This window comes from Legionella lytica (assembly GCF_044626755.1).
GTDB lineage: Bacteria > Pseudomonadota > Gammaproteobacteria > Legionellales > Legionellaceae > Legionella > Legionella lytica_A.
On record NZ_JBGORX010000001.1, the window covers coordinates 1295001 to 1312910 of the forward strand.

A 17910-nucleotide genomic window follows, 5' to 3' on the forward strand; every position below is an offset into this window, starting at 1 on the left:
CCCTATGAAATCCAAGTTACTTCCTCTTTTTGATAATTTAAACCATTTACATAAGAACCATGAAAATGCGGTATTACCCGATCCACAATTTCAAAATGATTTTCATTACACCTTAAATTTTTTAAAAAGCTATACCGGTAGCCAAGGAACATTTAATAGTTATCGCCGCGAAGCGGAACGTTTGTTGCAATGGTCATGGCATATTAAAGGTACCCCCCTTACTGAGTTAAAACGTGATGATGTTGAACAATATATTCGCTTTTGCCAAAATCCACCGAAAAACTGGATAAGCTTAAAAAAGGTCCCGCGCTTTATTGAAAAAGCAGGACTAAGAATTCCTAATGAAGAATGGCGCCCTTTTGTGGTTACACTAAGCAAAGCAGCAATAAAAAATGGCCAGAAACCTGAAATAGAACACTTCAGTCTATCTCAAGGGGCCACTCAAGAGATATTTGCTATATTAAGTACCTTATTTAATTTTTTAATCGCAGAAGAATATTTAGTCTCAAATCCAGTAGCGCTGATTCGTCAAAAAAGTAAGTTCATTCGTAAACGTCAGCAAAATGCGCCTATTCGTAGACTAAGCATTGATCAATGGAGCGCCGTACTGAACGCCGCAGAAACCTTAGCTGAAGAATCGCCTGAAAAACATGAGCGTACCCGCTTTATGTTAAGCATGCTCTTTGGGATGTACTTACGTATTTCGGAGCTGGCAGCAAATGAGCGTTGGATTCCCAGCATGAATGACTTCGCCAAAGACAGTAATGGGCATTGGTGGTTTACCACGGTAGGAAAAGGGAATAAAGAACGTCAAGTTGCCGTCAGTGACGCCATGCTTGATAGCTTAATACGCTGGCGAAGTTTTCTTGGCTTATCCCCACTACCCTCCGCTGCGGATAACTCGCCGCTGATACCTAAAATCAGAGGTAATGGCCCAATGAGTGATACCGCCCCCATCCGTCGTATCATTCAACATTGTTTTGATTTGGCTGGAGAAGAGCTGCGTATGAAAGGTCAGCGCGAAGAAGCAGATAACCTCGCTGCAGCAACAGTGCACTGGTTAAGGCATACCGGGATTTCTGAGGATGTAAAAATCCGTCCTCGAGAGCACGTGCGTGACGATGCCGGCCATAGCTCCAGTGCCACTACGGATCGTTATATCGATATTGAAAAGCAGGAGCGTTATCGTTCAGCGAGAAATAAAACAATCGACCCGGTATCCACTGAAGAATAATTGTGTGTAAATGAGGTCAATTGCTCAACACCCTAACTTATTAAAATAAATAAAACTGTCGCCATTGCGAACACAGTAAGCAATCCAGTATGGGTTTTCCCGTAGCATCTTTCTGGTTGCTTCGCAAAGGCTATCGAGGCCCGATATCAGAGGGCTTTTTCTCAACACTATCAGATTCATCGTTACCACGCTGCGCACGGGGGAAAAAGCGCAATCCATTGGATTGTTGTGTCGTGCGTTGCTGCAGTTCCCTCAACTCAACTTTATCCTCTTCTGCAATGTATTCATTGTTTAGTAATACATTAATAAACCCAAGCAACATCGTTTTCTTCGACTCATCGAGCTCATTAAAAAACAAATCGACTAGTCTCTTACCCTCTTCGCAACGGGATAAGCCACTAAAAGGCATCGTTCCTTTACCTGAGCCATTACCGGTTACTAAAGCAAACAACAAGCCTGGATCATTACGTAAATGAGATGCAAAATAAGACCAATGTTCCTTGAGGAACACTATGCCTTCGACGCTACCACATAACAGACAAAAAGGAGTTTCTCCTTTAAACGGTCCCTCACCGGTCACTGGAGCAAATAACAACTCAGGATGATTTCTTAAGTGGGAAGCAAAATCAGACCAATGCTCATTAAGTAGTGTAATGCCGTTTCTACTAACACATAAACGAGAAAAAGCCGTCTCTCCTTTATACGGACCGTTACCTGTAACAGGGACAAATAACAAATCAGGGCGATCTTTTAAGTGAGAAACAAAATCAGACCAATGTTCTTTAAGTAATACAATGCCTTCGGCTTCACGACATAATTGATAAAAGGGTGTATACCCTTTTAACACGCCGCTCCCTGTTAGTGGAGCAAACAATAAATCAGGATGACTCCTTAAGTGGGGAGCAAAATCAGACCAATGTTCTTTGAGTAACGCTTTGCCCGCTGTGCTATAACATAATTGAAAAAAAGGGGTAACTCCTTGGCTCGAACCCTCACTCGTTATGGGAACAAACAACATGCCAGGATGGCTTCTTAAGTAAGAAGCAAAATCAGACCAATGTTCACTAAGGTATGCGATTCCATCTGCGCTACATAATCGCAAAAAAGCCGTCTCTCCTTTATAGCTGTGCTCACCTGTTACTGGAGTAAATAACAACTCAGGATGGCTTCTTAAGTGAGAAGCAAAATCAGACCAATATTCATTAAGCAAGGCCCTACCATCTGTGCTGCAACATAATTGAGCAAAAGATGTCATTGAGTTCTCATTAACCCGAGTAAACAACAACTCAGGATGATTGCGTATATAAGAAGCAAAATTAGCCCAATACCTCTTAAGTAAGAGTCTGCCTTGAGTGTTATCACATAATTGAAAAAAAGGCGTATCTCTTTTAGCGGGGGAATCACTGATTAGTGGAACAAACAATAACTCAGGATGCTTGCTTAAATAGGGAAGGAAATCAAGCCAATGTTCCTTGGATAAGGATTTGCCCTCTACTCTACAAAATAACAAATAAAAAGCGGTATCTTCTTTAAGCGTACCGACACCTGTTACTGGAGCAAACAACACCTCAGGGTTACGTCGTAAATAAGAAGCAAAATCAGACCAATGTTCCTTGAGTAAAACTCTACCTTCTATGCGGCCACACAATTGCGAAAAAACTGTTGCCCCTTGGCTCGTTCCCTCACCTACGGGAATAAACAATAGACCCGGATTGCTTTTTAATTGGGCCGTCAACAAAGACCCAAATGATTTAAGTAAGACTATGCCCTCTTGGCTAGAACATAATCTATGGAAAGGTGTTACCCCCTTCTCAGTCCCCTCATCGGTTACGGGAGTAAACAGAACATTTGCTTTGTTCAGCGCTTTTGCAAAGCCCGCCCGATTCTTATTAAGAAATGCCACACCAGAATCACGTTCGCACAAAAAATGAAAAGGACTTGCCCCTTGGCTCAAGTCATTTTCGATGGGAGAAAAAAAAGTATTAAAGTAACTTTCATTATTTTGAACTCCATATTTATTGAGCAGTTCAACCCCCTTTTCTTGCTGGCACAAGCGATGCAGGGCTCCAGGACAAGCTTTCCCAAACAACTGCCCCCACTTTTTTAAAATAAGTTCTCGCGTTTTTTTATCCTCAAAAAACTTGTGATCAAACTTTGAGTCCAACAAGCAGGTGATTAAATTATGTCCTTGATATATGCCCGGTGCACTCACAAAGCCACCATTCCCTGCATTTATGGCAGAGACAACAGCAAGTTTTAAATTCGGATATTTTGTGCATAAATCATCTGTCTGCTCACTGAGCAATACATGAGCTAGCTGAGGACTACCAGTAGTTTTGGTATTGAAAAAATCATCTTTAGTAAAGGAATTTAAATAATTACTTTTCAAAAACAACCTAACAAGCTGAGCCTGAAACTGCGAGCTACCCTGCATTAACTCATCACCAAGGTACTGTTTTGCCTCCACTGCGAAGGCATGCCTAGGAGCGACAAGTGCTAAACAAAGAAGCAATAAATGATTATTAGTCGCTTTAGCATATTGAAATCCTTCCTTCAAAAGCATTTCATAGTGGTGATTTGGCTGAGCAAACACGGGAGACAACACATCAAAATGATTTAAGGTGAGATTAATCCACAAACAAGGGGTAGTAATCATTGCTCGCTTAAAAAGAAGCTCCGAGGCCTGTTCATGCATTAAGAAAAACTCGATGGCATTCGCGCCTTCATGCAACAAACGAACATGCAGGTCTTCCCACTGCGTAACATCAATATTTGATGACTCCAAAAGTACTGTCTCTGGCTCCTCTGCTCGCGAATCATCTGGTGATGGAATGGGATTTAGCCAATGATCCAGCTCCTCCGGAGTGCTCATCATCTTGTTTTGCTGGCACAAGGCAACATATGCATTAGCCTGTGCTTCAGTGAGCTTAAATTTCGTTTGCAGATTTTCCTTTGCCGGTATCAGAGCATTCGCCTGGATAAAATTATTAATGGCATGCAACCAATCTTCATCCGAATTATGTACTACCTCAATCTGGACGTCAGCCCGCTCACCACCTAAACAAGTCTTAAACCATTTCAAAAACGGTTTAAGCTTATGGGCCTTCTCAGGAGATTCACATACCACATAAAGTGCTCCTTGCGTTCTAGATAAAGCAACCAGCAAATCAGATAATAGTTCCTGCATCTGTCCTTTATTACTCCCTTTTTCTGCGGGCTTATTATTTAACGCCGATAACGCTTGCCCAGGCTTAATTCCCTGTTCATCCATTAATATAGAAATATCAATAAATTGCTTTAAAGTATTCTCAGAAAGATAGAGAAGAATTTGGCTAAACTCCAAACCCAATACCTCTTTTGCGGTAAAAACATTAGAGCTGTTGATCAATGCACCTGCCCGCTCTTTGTCTGTGGGGTTTAATACCAAGGCTGCAGCATGAGCATTAGCACCCAATGCGGTAATTTGTTTTTGCGAGATGGCAGGTAAAGGATTTTGGAGTAAATGAACATGTACCCTAGCTGTCGTATCTTGGGCGGAATGATTTTCGTGCCGCAAAGAAGAGTACGAAATGGCATCTACCTTGCCTCCAAGCAAATGAGTGTAGAGCAATACCACATTATCAAGAACCTCCGCCACATCAGCCTGGACTCTTAAAGAAGAAGGCAGTTGAGAATATGAGAGCTCGAGCTTAAAACAATGATGTGTTAAGGCCCGTAAGGCGTCTAAGGAAGAAAAAGGGCTGCCTCCCTTTTGATACGGATCGCCAATCACCAGTACATTACGATTTTCCGTTGCTTGCATAAAGCCCTGAAGTAATGCAGGATTTATTCTTTGCGCTTCATCAATGATGGTCAAGTGAAATTTGTCTTTATGTCCAGAGTCCCCTGCTTGCATCGGAGATACTCCGAAGAAAAATAACTTCTTCTGTTCCAGTTCATTCATTAGGCCAACGTATTTAGCATAGCGCTGTGCTCGCTCTTCGAGAGAATAAAATGAATTACTCGCACCAGTTTCTTTATATAATGACTCGTTATATGGGGTCATGCCATTCTGAGAATCAAGGTAAATCCGCCATGCATTATGATAAAGCTCTTGATGTTCTTTTATATCCTTACCTAAGTGCTTTTCCAAAAGCTTCTGGGCTGCACTTCCAGCAAGAAACTCATAGTTCAGAGACTTAGCGTACTGTTGTGCGTACTCTTCAACCGTATGGAAATGAACTTTGATGATCTCATTGGCTTGTTTAGTAAGGTACCGCCCTGAAAAATCCATCCAATTCTCTTTATGTTGGTCTACCAGAGCGCGGCTTTCCGCAACATAACATAGCTCCAAGACATTTGGATCCTCATTATTGCAATGAGCCATAGCTCGCTCTTGTAATAAACTCATACCAATTAATGTTTTTCCCGAGCCAGGAGGGCCCACTAAAATAAGAGGCATAGATAATGGAGAAGATGGTGTGGGGCGTAAAATCTTCGCTTGTAACGACGTAGGAACAAGCGAGCGTCCCCGATAATAAATGGCTCCCTTATCCTCTATGGCCTCATCTTTCGGCTCCGTCAATTCAGAGGAGCGCTCTATGGTCTGATAGCCTTCATATTCTTCATAAAGGTTATTCAAGCTTTCTTCCGTAACCTGATTTAAAGCCCCCCAGCGTAATGCTGGCTCATAATTGTGCATCCAAGCAATACTCCGAAGTAGAAAAAAAGAGCTGCCATTAAAAGACACCTGCTCAAAAATAGCGCGATGAGCATGCTTTCCAATATCGATATTAAAGGTATAAAAAATTTGGCTGCCCTGAGCTTTCTTTTTAATACTCTTCTCACCTTCTGTTATCACCGCTTCGAGGCGCTTAGTTATCAAGACTGCTTGCTGTTGATCTGAGGAGACGCTCCGGATAAAGGCTTGTAGATTTTTAGGAAGAATAAACGAATATTGGGACATGGGTTATACCAAAAAATTATGCAATTGATAGTTTATCATCAAAACACCAAAAAAGAACAATAAAAAACCATTTAGAGCCTAATTAAGCCATCCTCATTAATTCTAAAAGTAAAAGAAAATCTAAAATACGTTCAAGGGGAAATGCACCTTGTTACTATAGATGCTCTGAAAACATTAATAAGCAAAAGCAAACCAGAAAACATTCGTTCATTGATTGACGAAACGTTAAACGATCTAAACCAGCCTCAGAGCATGCGCCTATTTAATCTAAATACATTAAATGCATTAGCTTCTTGGTTTACCCCAAAACAGGTTAGCTTTTTTTTCCCCATTTTATTGGAAAACCTAGTACATCCAAGCTCTAATATACGTGAAACCGCAGGACAAACCCTTAAAGCATTAGCTGCTCAGCTCAAGCCCGAACAAGTCACTCAACTTATTACGCTTATACAAGAAAAACTAAAACATCCAAACAATTCGATACGTCTTAGCACACTAAAAGCATTTAAGGCGCTAGCAAGAGTTCTCAATTCAGAGCAATTTAATTCGCTTATTCCAGACATACTAGAAAACATTAATATTGACAGTAATATGACAATTCAATGCCTGAACATTATTGAAGAACAGGCCCATAAAGTAACTCTACAGCACGCTGGGCTGCTGAGCCCTATAGTGCAAGAAAATATGGATCACAGATACGAGGGAATAGCTCGTGCGGCAGAAAAAACATTAAAAGTATTCATTCGCCAACCGCAAAATGAAAACCTCACGCAAGAAATCATGACATGGGCTATGAAGTCCTTAGATGAGTCAAAAAATACACCCGAGTTTCCAAAGTGGTGGCAACGTTTGCTAGTCCTCGATGAGGACTCAAAATATTTCCCCTCCATGCTGAGCTATTTACAACCTAAAGACCATCAATCTCTTTGCGAGGAAGCAATCAACTGGATACGTAACAAGGCAACATTAGGTAATCGCTCTTTGCCTCCCACCTTCCTAGGCAATCTCTTAGAACAATTAAATGACACTCAAAGTGCAATCAAAGCTAAAGACTTGTTATCTATTGCATGCAATAGCAATATAGAAGGAGATATACGTGACACTGCCTTGCATGCGTTGGGAAGTTGGAGCATTGTCCTGTTACAAGAACCTAAAAAACACCAAAAACTATTTAATACCTTAGCTCACGCTATTGATGAAGAAATTCGTAAAGCCAATAATCCTGTTGATAAGTATTCAACTCTATTGCAGATGATGAAACTGCAAATCCCTCATGAGCCAATATTAACCCTTAATGCAGTTCCCAATACATAGTCCTCCATTGCTTACAATGAGTTGAATATAGGGACCCATTACGGACTATTATACATGCTCGTGTTTTCATCATCATGAGTATCCCTTGTATTTTGTACTTTCTGTCGCTCATTGCATTGAGCCTGAAGATTTGCTTTAAACCTTCGAGTAGCGTCTATCGAATTTTGCATTGCATTAGGATTTGCCGCGCCCGCGGCTGCGCCAAACTGTAGATACGGTTGTTGATGCTGGAGTGGTTGAGGAGGAGCTGCTATTTCCTCATCAGAGCCATAGGCAGAAGCAAGGGAATTAGTATCCTCATTGGGGTCAGCAGCCGCGTCATCATCAGAGCAATTGACCGTGTCAGTATTAGCGAAAACTACGGCGTGCGCATCAGAGGCAATAGCTGCGGCACCAAATGGGACATACGGTTGTTGATGCGGGACCCGTTTAAATGAAGCAGAGCTATCCGCATCGGGAGCATCAGCATCATCATCAGAACAATTGCCCGCGCCAGCATTAGCTAAAATTACAGTCTGAGCATCGGAGGCAATAGCAGCCGCAGAAGCAGCGCCCAATGGAGGCTGAGGTTGTGGATACTGGACTGGTTTAAGAAGAGCATTATTATTCGCATGAGGAGGAGGAGGAGGAGCAGCAGCGTAAGCAACAGCCTGCACGTTGGGGACAACCGCGGCGGCGGCGGCAGTTAGCTCAGAGGAAACGAGCATTTTAACGTGTAAATTCTTAACAGGATAAGGTTGAGCCGCGACTTTAGAATAGTCCCTATTTTTAATATAACTATCTAATATAATAATGGTTTGAATGGAAGGATGGTCCGTTGCTGTCTTATCGTTAGCTCCCAACTGAAGTTCTACATGGTTGAGTGTGGTTGGTTGCTGCATACGAAAAGAATAATCTTCGTCAGGCCCGAAAGTAACCGCTTGCATGAAAAATGAAAATTTACTGGCACCCGAAGAAGCGGGTACTAAAGAAACCGTTCCTTGTAGGCCTCCCGTCGATGGACTAGAGTGTTCCTGCATCATGCTCTTATAGTTAGTATCACCTATATATCCCACTACGATCCTACCCGACTTTTCTGCATGAGCCTCTAATAAACCATGCGCAGTAGTAGAGTTTTTTGCGATCGCATTAGGTATATGCGGAACATAAACACTGTATTTCCCGCGTTCAGTTTCAAACTGAATTTCTCCTACCGTAAAATTAGAATTTATTTCCGCTTCTACCAGTGTTACGGCCTTTATCATGTCTTCTCTTACATAAAAATGCATATTTTGTTTGTGATCGATACTACCTACACGATTCGTTCCTTGTATGTAGAACGTACCTATTTTATAAGTAGCTACATCTGTGGCAACAGATGGAGCCGCGGACGCTGCAGCAGGAGAAGCTCCCGCCGCAGCAGAGGCAGAGGAAGCGCTGGCACTGGCAGCGCTCGCTGGACGTTGATAGCTCGTTAAAGCAAATTGGGCAGGCAAGTTATCTCTTCGACCTTCGACAACAGCGATGACATGAGGAATTTCCCTATTTTCAAATAGTTTAGGTAATGCATCAGCATATGAAGTTACATTCTTATAACATCCTACATGTGATGCTAAGGTATCCCTAGCGCTTTGCTCTAAATCTTCTCGGGTGCTCCCATCATAGGATTGATAACGTATTCCGACCTCCCAGTAGCGTCTAGAAAAATGTCGTGAAGCTTCTTGAGAGAATACCGCAATTTTAAATCCATCCACCCATTTCCAAATGTTAGGCCCCCCGTTATCTAAGTACTGACGCAGTTCAGCGGTCATTGGCACTACAGTACCGGTCGCAGGATCAATATACATACTACTGCTTCTTGTGGGTTTATTACCTTGTTGTATTTGTAGCTGCGTTGGAGCCCTTTTGGGGGCATAACCATCACCGGCACCCGCTGCTGCGGCAGCGGTAGCACCAGTACTTGAGCCAGAAGCGGCTGGTTCTTCTGGGGAATTTGCATCAACTTCCATGCCATTCTTCAACGGATGTTTCCCTTGCATAAGAATCTCCATAAAAGCGCTAAGTGCAAGTAAGCGAAAGGATAACCATAACCCGTATGCTCTAATATTAATTATAACGTACAAATATAAAACACATACTTTCGCTTTTTATTCTAAGCCCAGTGGTGCAGCTGCAGCATGCGGGCCCTGGTACTATCGCGGCATATCTTTACACTCCACTTTTTATTTTATTAGGCTCTATATTCTTATATCTATGATAGAATTCTCTTCTTTTGTTGCTTATGATTAAAAATGCTCACCCTACGCCAAATCACCCTATCACGTGGTAATAAAGTATTACTCGACCAAGCCAGCGTCACTCTTTATGAAAAACAAAAAATAGGTCTTATCGGCCATAATGGCTGTGGTAAATCCACCTTATTTGATTTTTTCTTAGGTAAACTTATTGCAGATACTGGAGAATATTTAATTAATCCGCATCTGCGAATTAGCCATTTATCGCAGCAATTACCTGACAGTGACGAAAAAGCACTGGATTTTGTAGTTAGTGGCGACGAAGAATACCTTCAATTATTACACCGTCTGGAAAAGGCGGAAAAAGAAGACAATCATGAAGAGGTTGTTTCCTGCCACGAAGAATTAAGCCACTCTGCGGGCTATAGTAAACCCGCACAAGCAGCAACAATTATGTCGGGCTTAGGCTTTAGCAGCGAAGAACAAAATGCCTCAGTGAATAGCTTTTCCGGCGGATGGCGGATGCGTCTAAGCCTGGCTCGTTGTCTCATGAAACCCGCTGATTTGCTATTGCTGGATGAACCAACCAACCATTTGGACATGGAAGCTATTTTTTGGCTGGAGCGCTTTTTAAAACAATGCCCCAGTACAATTATCCTGATTTCTCACGATAGAGAGTTTCTGGATGCCTTTGTGACTCATATTCTGCATATTGAAAAACAAAGCCTGACTCTTTATGGCGGTGACTACAGTTGCTTTGAAAAAACCCATGCCCAACAATTAGCCTTACAACAAGCCATGTATGAGAAGCAGCAGACCAAAATTAATCATATGATGAGTTTTGTCACCCGCTTCAAAGCAAAAGCAACCAAAGCGAAGCAAGCGCAGGGGCGTCTCAAAGCTATTGAGCGCATGGAAGTGATTGCCGCCGCTCAGGCAGACTCACCCTTTTCTTTTGATTTTTTCCCCTGCCCTCGCGCGGGTAATCCCTTAATCCAATGCAATCAAGTGGATGCAGGTTATGCAGGGCAAGATCCAATACTTAAGAAAATTAATCTCTCTCTTAGTCCAGGAGATCGAATTGCCTTATTAGGCCCCAATGGTGAAGGTAAATCCACTTTAATTAAGACGCTAACGGGTTCTTTACCCGTTTTAAATGGGACGGTTCATCGCTCTGCCCATTTACAGATCGGCTATTATGCCCAACATCAGTTGGAGCAATTGGACTGTAAATTAAGTCCTGTGGAAACGATCCAGGCCTTATCTCCAGAAGCACGTGAACAAAGTATCCGCGATTTCTTAGGTGGCTTTAACTTCATAGGTGATATGGCAGTGCAGGCTATTCATCATTTTTCTGGTGGCGAAAAAGCACGTTTGGCACTAGCAAAATTGGTTTGGCTTAAACCTAATTTATTATTACTTGACGAACCAACCAACCATTTGGATTTGGGAATGCGCTCAGCCATCGAGTTGGCACTGCAAAGTTATGAGGGAGCATTAATTCTCATTTCCCATGATCGACACATGCTGAAAACCACGGTAGATGATTTCTATTTAGTTTATCAAAGAAAAGTACAACCTTTTAATGGAGACTTAGATGACTACTATACTTGGTTGCAAACTAAAGATGCAGTAAAAGAAAATGCTAATACCACTTCAAGTCCTGCATGTGATTATAAAGAAAAGAAGGTATTACAAAATCGTTTAAAAAAATTAGAGCAAATGATTGAACAATACCATGGCGAACTAGAAAAATTGGATATTCAACTTGGTGATGCTAGTCTTTATGAAGACAGCACACAACAGAATATGCTAAATCAATTAGTGCAAAAACGGGAACAGGCACATTCTTCATTAGCACAAGTTGAAGAGGAATGGTTGGAAATCAGTGGAACTTTGGAAGATTTATAGCCTAAAAAGGAACAAGCAATGAATGCTTACCAAAAATTAGAGCACCATTTAAAAAGATACTACGATTTTGAAAATCTTGCAGCGATTGCTTCGTGGGATGAAGCAGCGATGATGCCCGTTGGCGGTGGCCCCGCACGCGCAGAAGCATTAGCAACATTAAGTGCAATACAGCATGATTGGTTAACGGACAAAATCGTTGGTGAATGGCTTAAACAATGCAAGGACTTGGAACTCAGCCCCTGGCAACACAGGAATGTCTATTGGATTGAAAAGCAATACAAACTGGCAACTTGCATTCCCTCGTTGCTCGTTGAAGAGGTTACGAATGAGTCATTAACTTGCTCTCAGGCATGGCGGGAACTGCGCGCGAAGAATGATTGGAAAACCTTCCAACCCTATTTAAAAAAACTATTCGATAAGGTAAAAACCATCGCCGAAATTAAATCACAACTATTTAATAAAGCACCTATAGATGTATTAATTGATGAATACTCGCCTGGTTTAGATTGCGCCACCATTACACCTATATTTAACTCTTTGAGACAAGAATTGCCAACTTTGATTCCGCAAATTATCGAAAAGCAACTTTCTCGTAATATAAAACCTATTCAAGGTAATTTTGCATTCGATACGCAAAAAAAGTTAGGTATGGAAATTATGTCTCGCTTAGGCTTTGACTTTAATCATGGCCGATTGGATGTGAGCCATCACCCCTTCTGTGGTGGAATCTCTACTGATATTCGCATCACCACACGTTATAAAGAAGATGAATTCCTCTCTTCACTTATGGCAATTACTCATGAAACCGGGCATGCATTGTATGAGCAGGGATTGTTAAAAGAATGGTTAACTCAACCGGTTGGACACTCCTTAGGGATGGCGGTCCATGAAAGCCAATCCTTATTGATGGAAATGCAAATTGGCCGCAGCTTAGAGTTTATGCATTTTTTAGTGCCTTTGACGAAAGATTATTTTGGCGAGACCCAAAATATTACTGAAGAAAATCTGTTTTATCATTATACCCAGGTAAAACCTGATTTTATTCGTGTGGATGCCGATGAAGTAACTTACCCTTTACATATCATTCTACGCTATGAAATAGAACAGCTGTTATTTGCTGGTGAAATTAGGATTGAGGATTTGCCTGAGGTATGGGATTCCTATATGCAAAAATATTTAGGGTTATCGACTAAAGGCAATGATAAAAATGGGGTTATGCAGGATGTGCACTGGCCTTCCGGAGTTTTTGGTTACTTCCCTGCTTATACTGTAGGTGCATTAATAGCGTCACAGTTATTTTCTTCAGTAAAAAGAGCAATTCCTGATATTAAACAACAGATTGCCCAAGGTGAATTTAAAGCGCTATTACTGTGGTTAAGAGAGAATATCCATCAAAAAGCCAGGTTATTGCCTTATCAAGAATTATTACGCCAAGCCACCGGCGAAGAACTTAATCCACAACATTATTTAACGCATATTCGCGAGCGGTATTTATAATAATGGGGCTGGGTGCGTGCAGCGAATGGCATTCGCTTAAGTTTATATAGGCATCGTCAATTTTACTTGTTCTACACTGAGCTTTATTTAGCGTCAGAATACGTTGACGATGCCCTGTGAGCATCAAGATTTCTAAGTGTTTGTCCAGACTCATTTCATTTTATAAAACTCTGACTATGGACGTGCATTAGGCTCTACACCATTATTTACCTCTTGCCCCTTTTCAGCATCAAGTTTAGGAGTTGCTTCAGCGGCTTTGCAGCGACTAAACATTCCAATCCCTGCGCTCAAAATATCGCCAACTTTATATTCAGGATTCCCAGTAATAGCTCTTCCCGCCCGTTTAAGAACTAAATCGCCAAACTGATATTCTTTAACCTTTTCACACGCATCGTTAAGAAATAAGTCGCCAAACTCATATGGGCGTTTAAATAAAAGATGGGAACGTATATGTAACATGATTAAAACAGCGGGGGCAGCAGAAATCGATACTGCTGTAAGATATATTACTGCTGCAAGAGCGGGAGAACTGGCCACCGCTGCTACGCCAACACCAACAAATACGGAAGCTTCCACAAGCCCCATCTTAGGTTTATCAGGAGCTGATGCTTTAGGAGAAGGGCTGGTTTCTCTGGTAGCATTAGCATTAGCATTAGGATGAGCTTCATCAACACTGATTACTATTTCACCACTTAAAAATCCCTTGAGGAGATCATTTGCTGTATTAATTTCCTTCATAGCTTGCTCGGCCGTATCCTTATGCTCTGCTGCTGCCTTATCAGGATGAAATTCAAGTGCAAGACGACGATAATTACGAGTTAGTGTTTCTTGGGTCAGATCATTCATATTGCTTTTTATCTGCAATAAGTTCATTGCCATTTCAATTAGTTCTTTTTTAACTCCAGTTGGCATGTTTTTCTCTTGTTTGGATTACGTAAGTTAGCTGAATTATATAAAAGTAATCTTAAGAGAATATTAAACCCCAATAATGTCTTGCTGCTCCTAGTCTCCTAGGTCAATTTAATATTTCACCTTACGCAGCAATCCTTCCCCGGAAGTACAAATTAAGTACGCCTTGCCTCTGGTTTTTAAGGAAGAAAATTTGTCTCTTGGCGTTAAAATCTGGTTGTGAGTACAATGGCAAGCCGCAATCATTGGTTCGCCATGAGTCCAATAATGCTTGAAACAGCATTATTGGACTCATGGTCTGACTACGACTTTTTAGCTCTGGACTTCAATTGCTCCAGCATCAATTTTGCTGCGATTTGCTCTGCCTTTCGACGATTTGGGCCTTGACCGTGAGTTATTTGCTTTGCGGCATCAACGATACAATTTACATAGAATATCTGATCATGCTCTTCCCCTTCAACTTTAGTCAAAGCATATTCAGGAAGGGGTAGTTTTTCCGCTTGCAGGTATTCTTGAAGTTGGGTCTTAGAATCTTTTAAACAATCGTTTAAATTAGGATCCTCAAGCCGAGATTTATATAGCTTTAAAATCACCTCTTTCGCAGCCTCCACACCACCATCAAAAAAGATAGCTGCAAAAACAGCTTCTAAAGCATCAGACAGAATAGAGGCGCGGCGAAACCCACCGCTTTTTAATTCGCCTTGGCCTAAATAAAGATAATCACCTAAATCAAGTTCACGGGCAATTTCAACCAACATATCACCACGAACTAAAAAAGAACGCAAACGACTGAGCTGCCCTTCGCTTTGTTGTGGAAAGCGATGGAATAACTCATTAGCAATTACAAAGCTTAAAATAGAATCGCCTAAAAACTCAAAACGTTCATAGTTATCACTACCAACGCTGCAATGCGTCAAAGCCTGCTTCAGATACGCTTGGTTACTGAATTGGTAATTTAAACGTCTGCATAATCTTTCTAAATTAATTTTCACTACCCGCTATACCTCTTAATGAATCATTTTGCCTAGATTAGACCAACGAACTGTACCCGTTTTACTGTCCCAGCTCATCCATACTAAAAAGGCTTTCCCTCTGAAATAAGAGCTTGGAACAAAACCCCAGAAACGACTGTCTGCGCTGTCGTCTCGGTTGTCGCCCATCATAAAATAACTTCCTTCAGGAACCACGATGTCAAAATCTACTGCTGGAACATCAGTACGAACAAAAATATTATGTACCACACCATTTAAATCTTCAGTATATTTTGATACCGGCTTCCCGGAGCTTTCATCAATAGCATATTCAACAAAGGTCTGCTTTGCTTCTTTACCGTTAATAGTCAATATCTTGTCATGATAACTAATACGATCGCCAGGCACACCAATCACTCGCTTAATGTAATCATAAGAAGGATCGGGCGGCCAACGAAATACAGCTACCTCACCTGTTTTCGGATCAGCAACCGACACTACCTTCTTCTCAATAACAGGTAATTTAAAACCGTAGGCAAATTTATTTACAGCAACAAAATCCCCTACTAATAATGTTGGTTCTAATGAGCCTGAAGGAATACGAAACGGTTCGATAAGAAAAGAACGTAAGATCAATACCACAAAAAATACAGGGAAGAACGAACGTGCGTATTCAATAATTTTATTTGGCTTTTGCTCAGGAGTACGTTTTTTAGCCCAAAAGATAATATCTAATAGGTAAATGAGCCCGCTGATCAATGATAATATAACTAATATTAGAGCAAAATTCATAAATAACATCCTATAAATTGTAAGTTGAGTCCATAGACCTAACGGCTGTCTTAAGCAAGCCCCACTATATCTACGTCACGCCATTTGTTCACGGAACAAAGCTGTAGAGGCGAAATGGGGGCTTAAGTAAGCACCACTAACCCTAAGAGCCCAACCTACAAGTCATTGCAAAAATTCCTTAATTTTCCACGACCATTACTTTTTATCTGATTGGAATACCGCCATAAATGCTTCTTGAGGTATCTCGACATGACCAACCTGCTTCATGCGTTTTTTACCTGCCTTTTGCTTTTCGAGCAATTTACGCTTACGTGATACGTCACCACCATAACATTTTGCCGTTACGTTTTTACGTAAGGCTTTAACGGTTTGGCGCGCAATAATATGGCTTCCTAAAGCAGCCTGAATGGCTACGTCAAACATTTGTCTGGGAATCAAATCCTTCATTTTTTCAGCAATTATTTTTCCACGGCTGTGTGATGAAGAACGATGGACAATAACTGAAAGCGCATCAACCCGTTCACTATTGATTAAGATATCCATTTTTACCAAATCAGCTTCCTGGAAGCGTAAGAAGTTATAATCCAAAGAAGCATAACCACGACTGACTGATTTCAAACGGTCAAAAAAGTCAGAGACCACCTCACTCATCGGTATATCATAAGTAACAGAAACCTGACGACCACTATAGGTCATGTTGACTTGCACTCCACGACGCTCAATACATAAACTAATGATGGGCCCTAAATAATCTTGAGGAACTAAAATATTAGCTCGCACAATAGGCTCAAACATTTCTTTAATCTGTGGTAATGGGGGTAAATGAGAGGGGTTATCAATTAATAAGGTCTCCCCTTTTTGGGTAATAATTTGATAAACCACAGTCGGTGCCGTTGAAATTAAATCAAGATTATATTCGCGCTCTAAACGCTCTTGAATAATTTCCATATGCAGCATGCCTAAGAAACCACAACGGAAACCAAAACCTAAAGCTTCTGAAGATTCAGGCTCATAAAATAAAGAAGCATCGTTCAGACTTAATTTAGCTAAAGCTTCACGGAAGGCCTCAAAATCATCCGCGCTAATGGGGAATAATCCAGCGTAGACCTGGGGTTTAACCCGCTGGAATCCAGGTAAAACACCAGAAGCCTGATTTTTTTCCAAGGTTAAGGTATCCCCAACCGGAGCTCCTTGAATTTCCTTAATACCAGCAACCACATAACCTACTTCACCGGCGTTTAAAGCATCTAATTTAGTACGTTTAGGAGTAAAGATACCGACTTGGTCCACTTCATAAGAACGTCCAGTTGACATCACACGCATCTTATCGCCTTTACGAATAGAGCCGTTCACGATACGTACTAAGGAAACCACCCCGAGATAACTATCAAACCAGGAATCAATGATCAATGCCTGCAATGGCTCATCGATATTACCTTCTGGAGGAGGAATGCTAGCAACTAAAGCTTCCAACACATCTTCAACCCCCAAGCCACTTTTCGCGCTAGCGCGTATGGCATCATGGGCTTCAACACCAATAATATCTTCAATTTCAGCGATCACTCGCTCAGGTTCAGCCTGAGGTAGGTCAATCTTATTTAATACGGGCAATACCGTTAAAGCCTGATCAATCGCGGTATAACACACCGCAACCGTCTGTGCCTCAACACCTTGAGCGGCGTCGACTACAAGGAGTGCACCCTCACAAGCAGCTAATGAACGGGATACTTCATAGCTAAAATCTACGTGTCCTGGAGTATCAATAAAGTTCAAAAGGTAAGTCTTACCATCTTGAGCTTTATAATTTAATGAAACACACTGAGCCTTAATTGTAATACCGCGCTCGCGCTCAATATCCATAGAATCAAGTACTTGAGCACTCATTTCACGCTCAGTTAAGCCACCACATACTTGAATAAATCGATCTGCTAACGTCGATTTTCCATGGTCAATATGGGCAATAATGGAAAAATTGCGAATCCGCTTTAAATCACTCAATTCAGCCAACCTTTTTTGCAAATAGCGCATTTTAGCTTAAATACGCGCTAGCTTAAAGTCATTACAAAAATTTGCTAATATTCGACTTTTTTAATAGAATTTTTTTCTTCCGCTTCAACATAGATG

General features: G+C 41.3%; 10 protein-coding genes. 4 read left to right on the forward strand and 6 right to left on the reverse strand.

The features are described from left to right. Window positions 1-4 precede the first annotated feature (4 nt). The gene (locus tag ACD661_RS05390; RefSeq protein ID WP_400186809.1) at window positions 5-1234 is read left to right on the forward strand and encodes a tyrosine-type recombinase/integrase; all 1230 of its coding nucleotides are present in this window, start codon (window positions 5-7) and stop codon (window positions 1232-1234) included. A 130-nt stretch (window positions 1235-1364) separates the two neighbouring features. Here the strand turns inward: ACD661_RS05390 and ACD661_RS05395 are convergent, their stop codons facing one another. After that, on the reverse strand, window positions 1365-6179 hold the full coding sequence (locus ACD661_RS05395) for a UvrD-helicase domain-containing protein (RefSeq protein ID WP_400186810.1): 4815 nt from the start codon (window positions 6177-6179) through the stop codon (window positions 1365-1367). A 141-nt stretch (window positions 6180-6320) separates the two neighbouring features. On the opposite strand from ACD661_RS05395, the gene ACD661_RS05400 reads away from it, so the two are divergent. Beyond that, on the forward strand, window positions 6321-7493 hold the full coding sequence (locus ACD661_RS05400) for a hypothetical protein (protein WP_400186811.1): 1173 nt from the start codon (window positions 6321-6323) through the stop codon (window positions 7491-7493). 38 nt (window positions 7494-7531) lie between these two features. Here ACD661_RS05400 and ACD661_RS05405 read toward each other — a convergent pair whose 3' ends face one another. Then, on the reverse strand, window positions 7532-9511 hold the full coding sequence (locus ACD661_RS05405) for a hypothetical protein (protein WP_400186812.1): 1980 nt from the start codon (window positions 9509-9511) through the stop codon (window positions 7532-7534). Between the two features lie 252 nt (window positions 9512-9763). Between ACD661_RS05405 and ACD661_RS05410 the strand changes: the two genes are divergently transcribed. Then, window positions 9764-11617 (forward strand): ABC-F family ATP-binding cassette domain-containing protein, encoded by a 1854-nt coding sequence (locus tag ACD661_RS05410; RefSeq protein ID WP_400186813.1) that lies wholly within the window; start codon window positions 9764-9766, stop codon window positions 11615-11617. Between the two features lie 18 nt (window positions 11618-11635). Continuing rightward, entirely contained in the window at window positions 11636-13114 is a 1479-nt protein-coding gene (locus ACD661_RS05415) for a carboxypeptidase M32 (protein ID WP_400186814.1), read from the forward strand. A gap of 174 nt (window positions 13115-13288) precedes the next feature. On the opposite strand, the gene ACD661_RS05420 is transcribed toward ACD661_RS05415, so the two are convergent. The 4 genes from ACD661_RS05420 to lepA all read right to left on the reverse strand — a co-directional run bounded on the left by ACD661_RS05420 (window position 13289) and on the right by lepA (window position 17814). Then, complete coding sequence (locus tag ACD661_RS05420) at window positions 13289-14026, reverse strand: J domain-containing protein (RefSeq protein ID WP_400186815.1); 738 nt, start codon at window positions 14024-14026, stop codon at window positions 13289-13291. Window positions 14027-14325: 299 nt separating this feature from the next. Next, entirely contained in the window at window positions 14326-15015 is a 690-nt protein-coding gene (gene rnc / locus ACD661_RS05425) for a ribonuclease III (RefSeq protein ID WP_400186816.1), read from the reverse strand. Window positions 15016-15030: 15 nt separating this feature from the next. Then, a complete protein-coding gene (gene lepB / locus ACD661_RS05430; RefSeq protein WP_400186817.1) occupies window positions 15031-15786 on the reverse strand; it encodes a signal peptidase I in 756 nt (251 codons plus the stop codon). A gap of 195 nt (window positions 15787-15981) precedes the next feature. Next, window positions 15982-17814 (reverse strand): translation elongation factor 4, encoded by a 1833-nt coding sequence (gene lepA / locus ACD661_RS05435; RefSeq protein ID WP_400186818.1) that lies wholly within the window; start codon window positions 17812-17814, stop codon window positions 15982-15984. Between the last annotated feature and the right edge of the window lie 96 nt (window positions 17815-17910).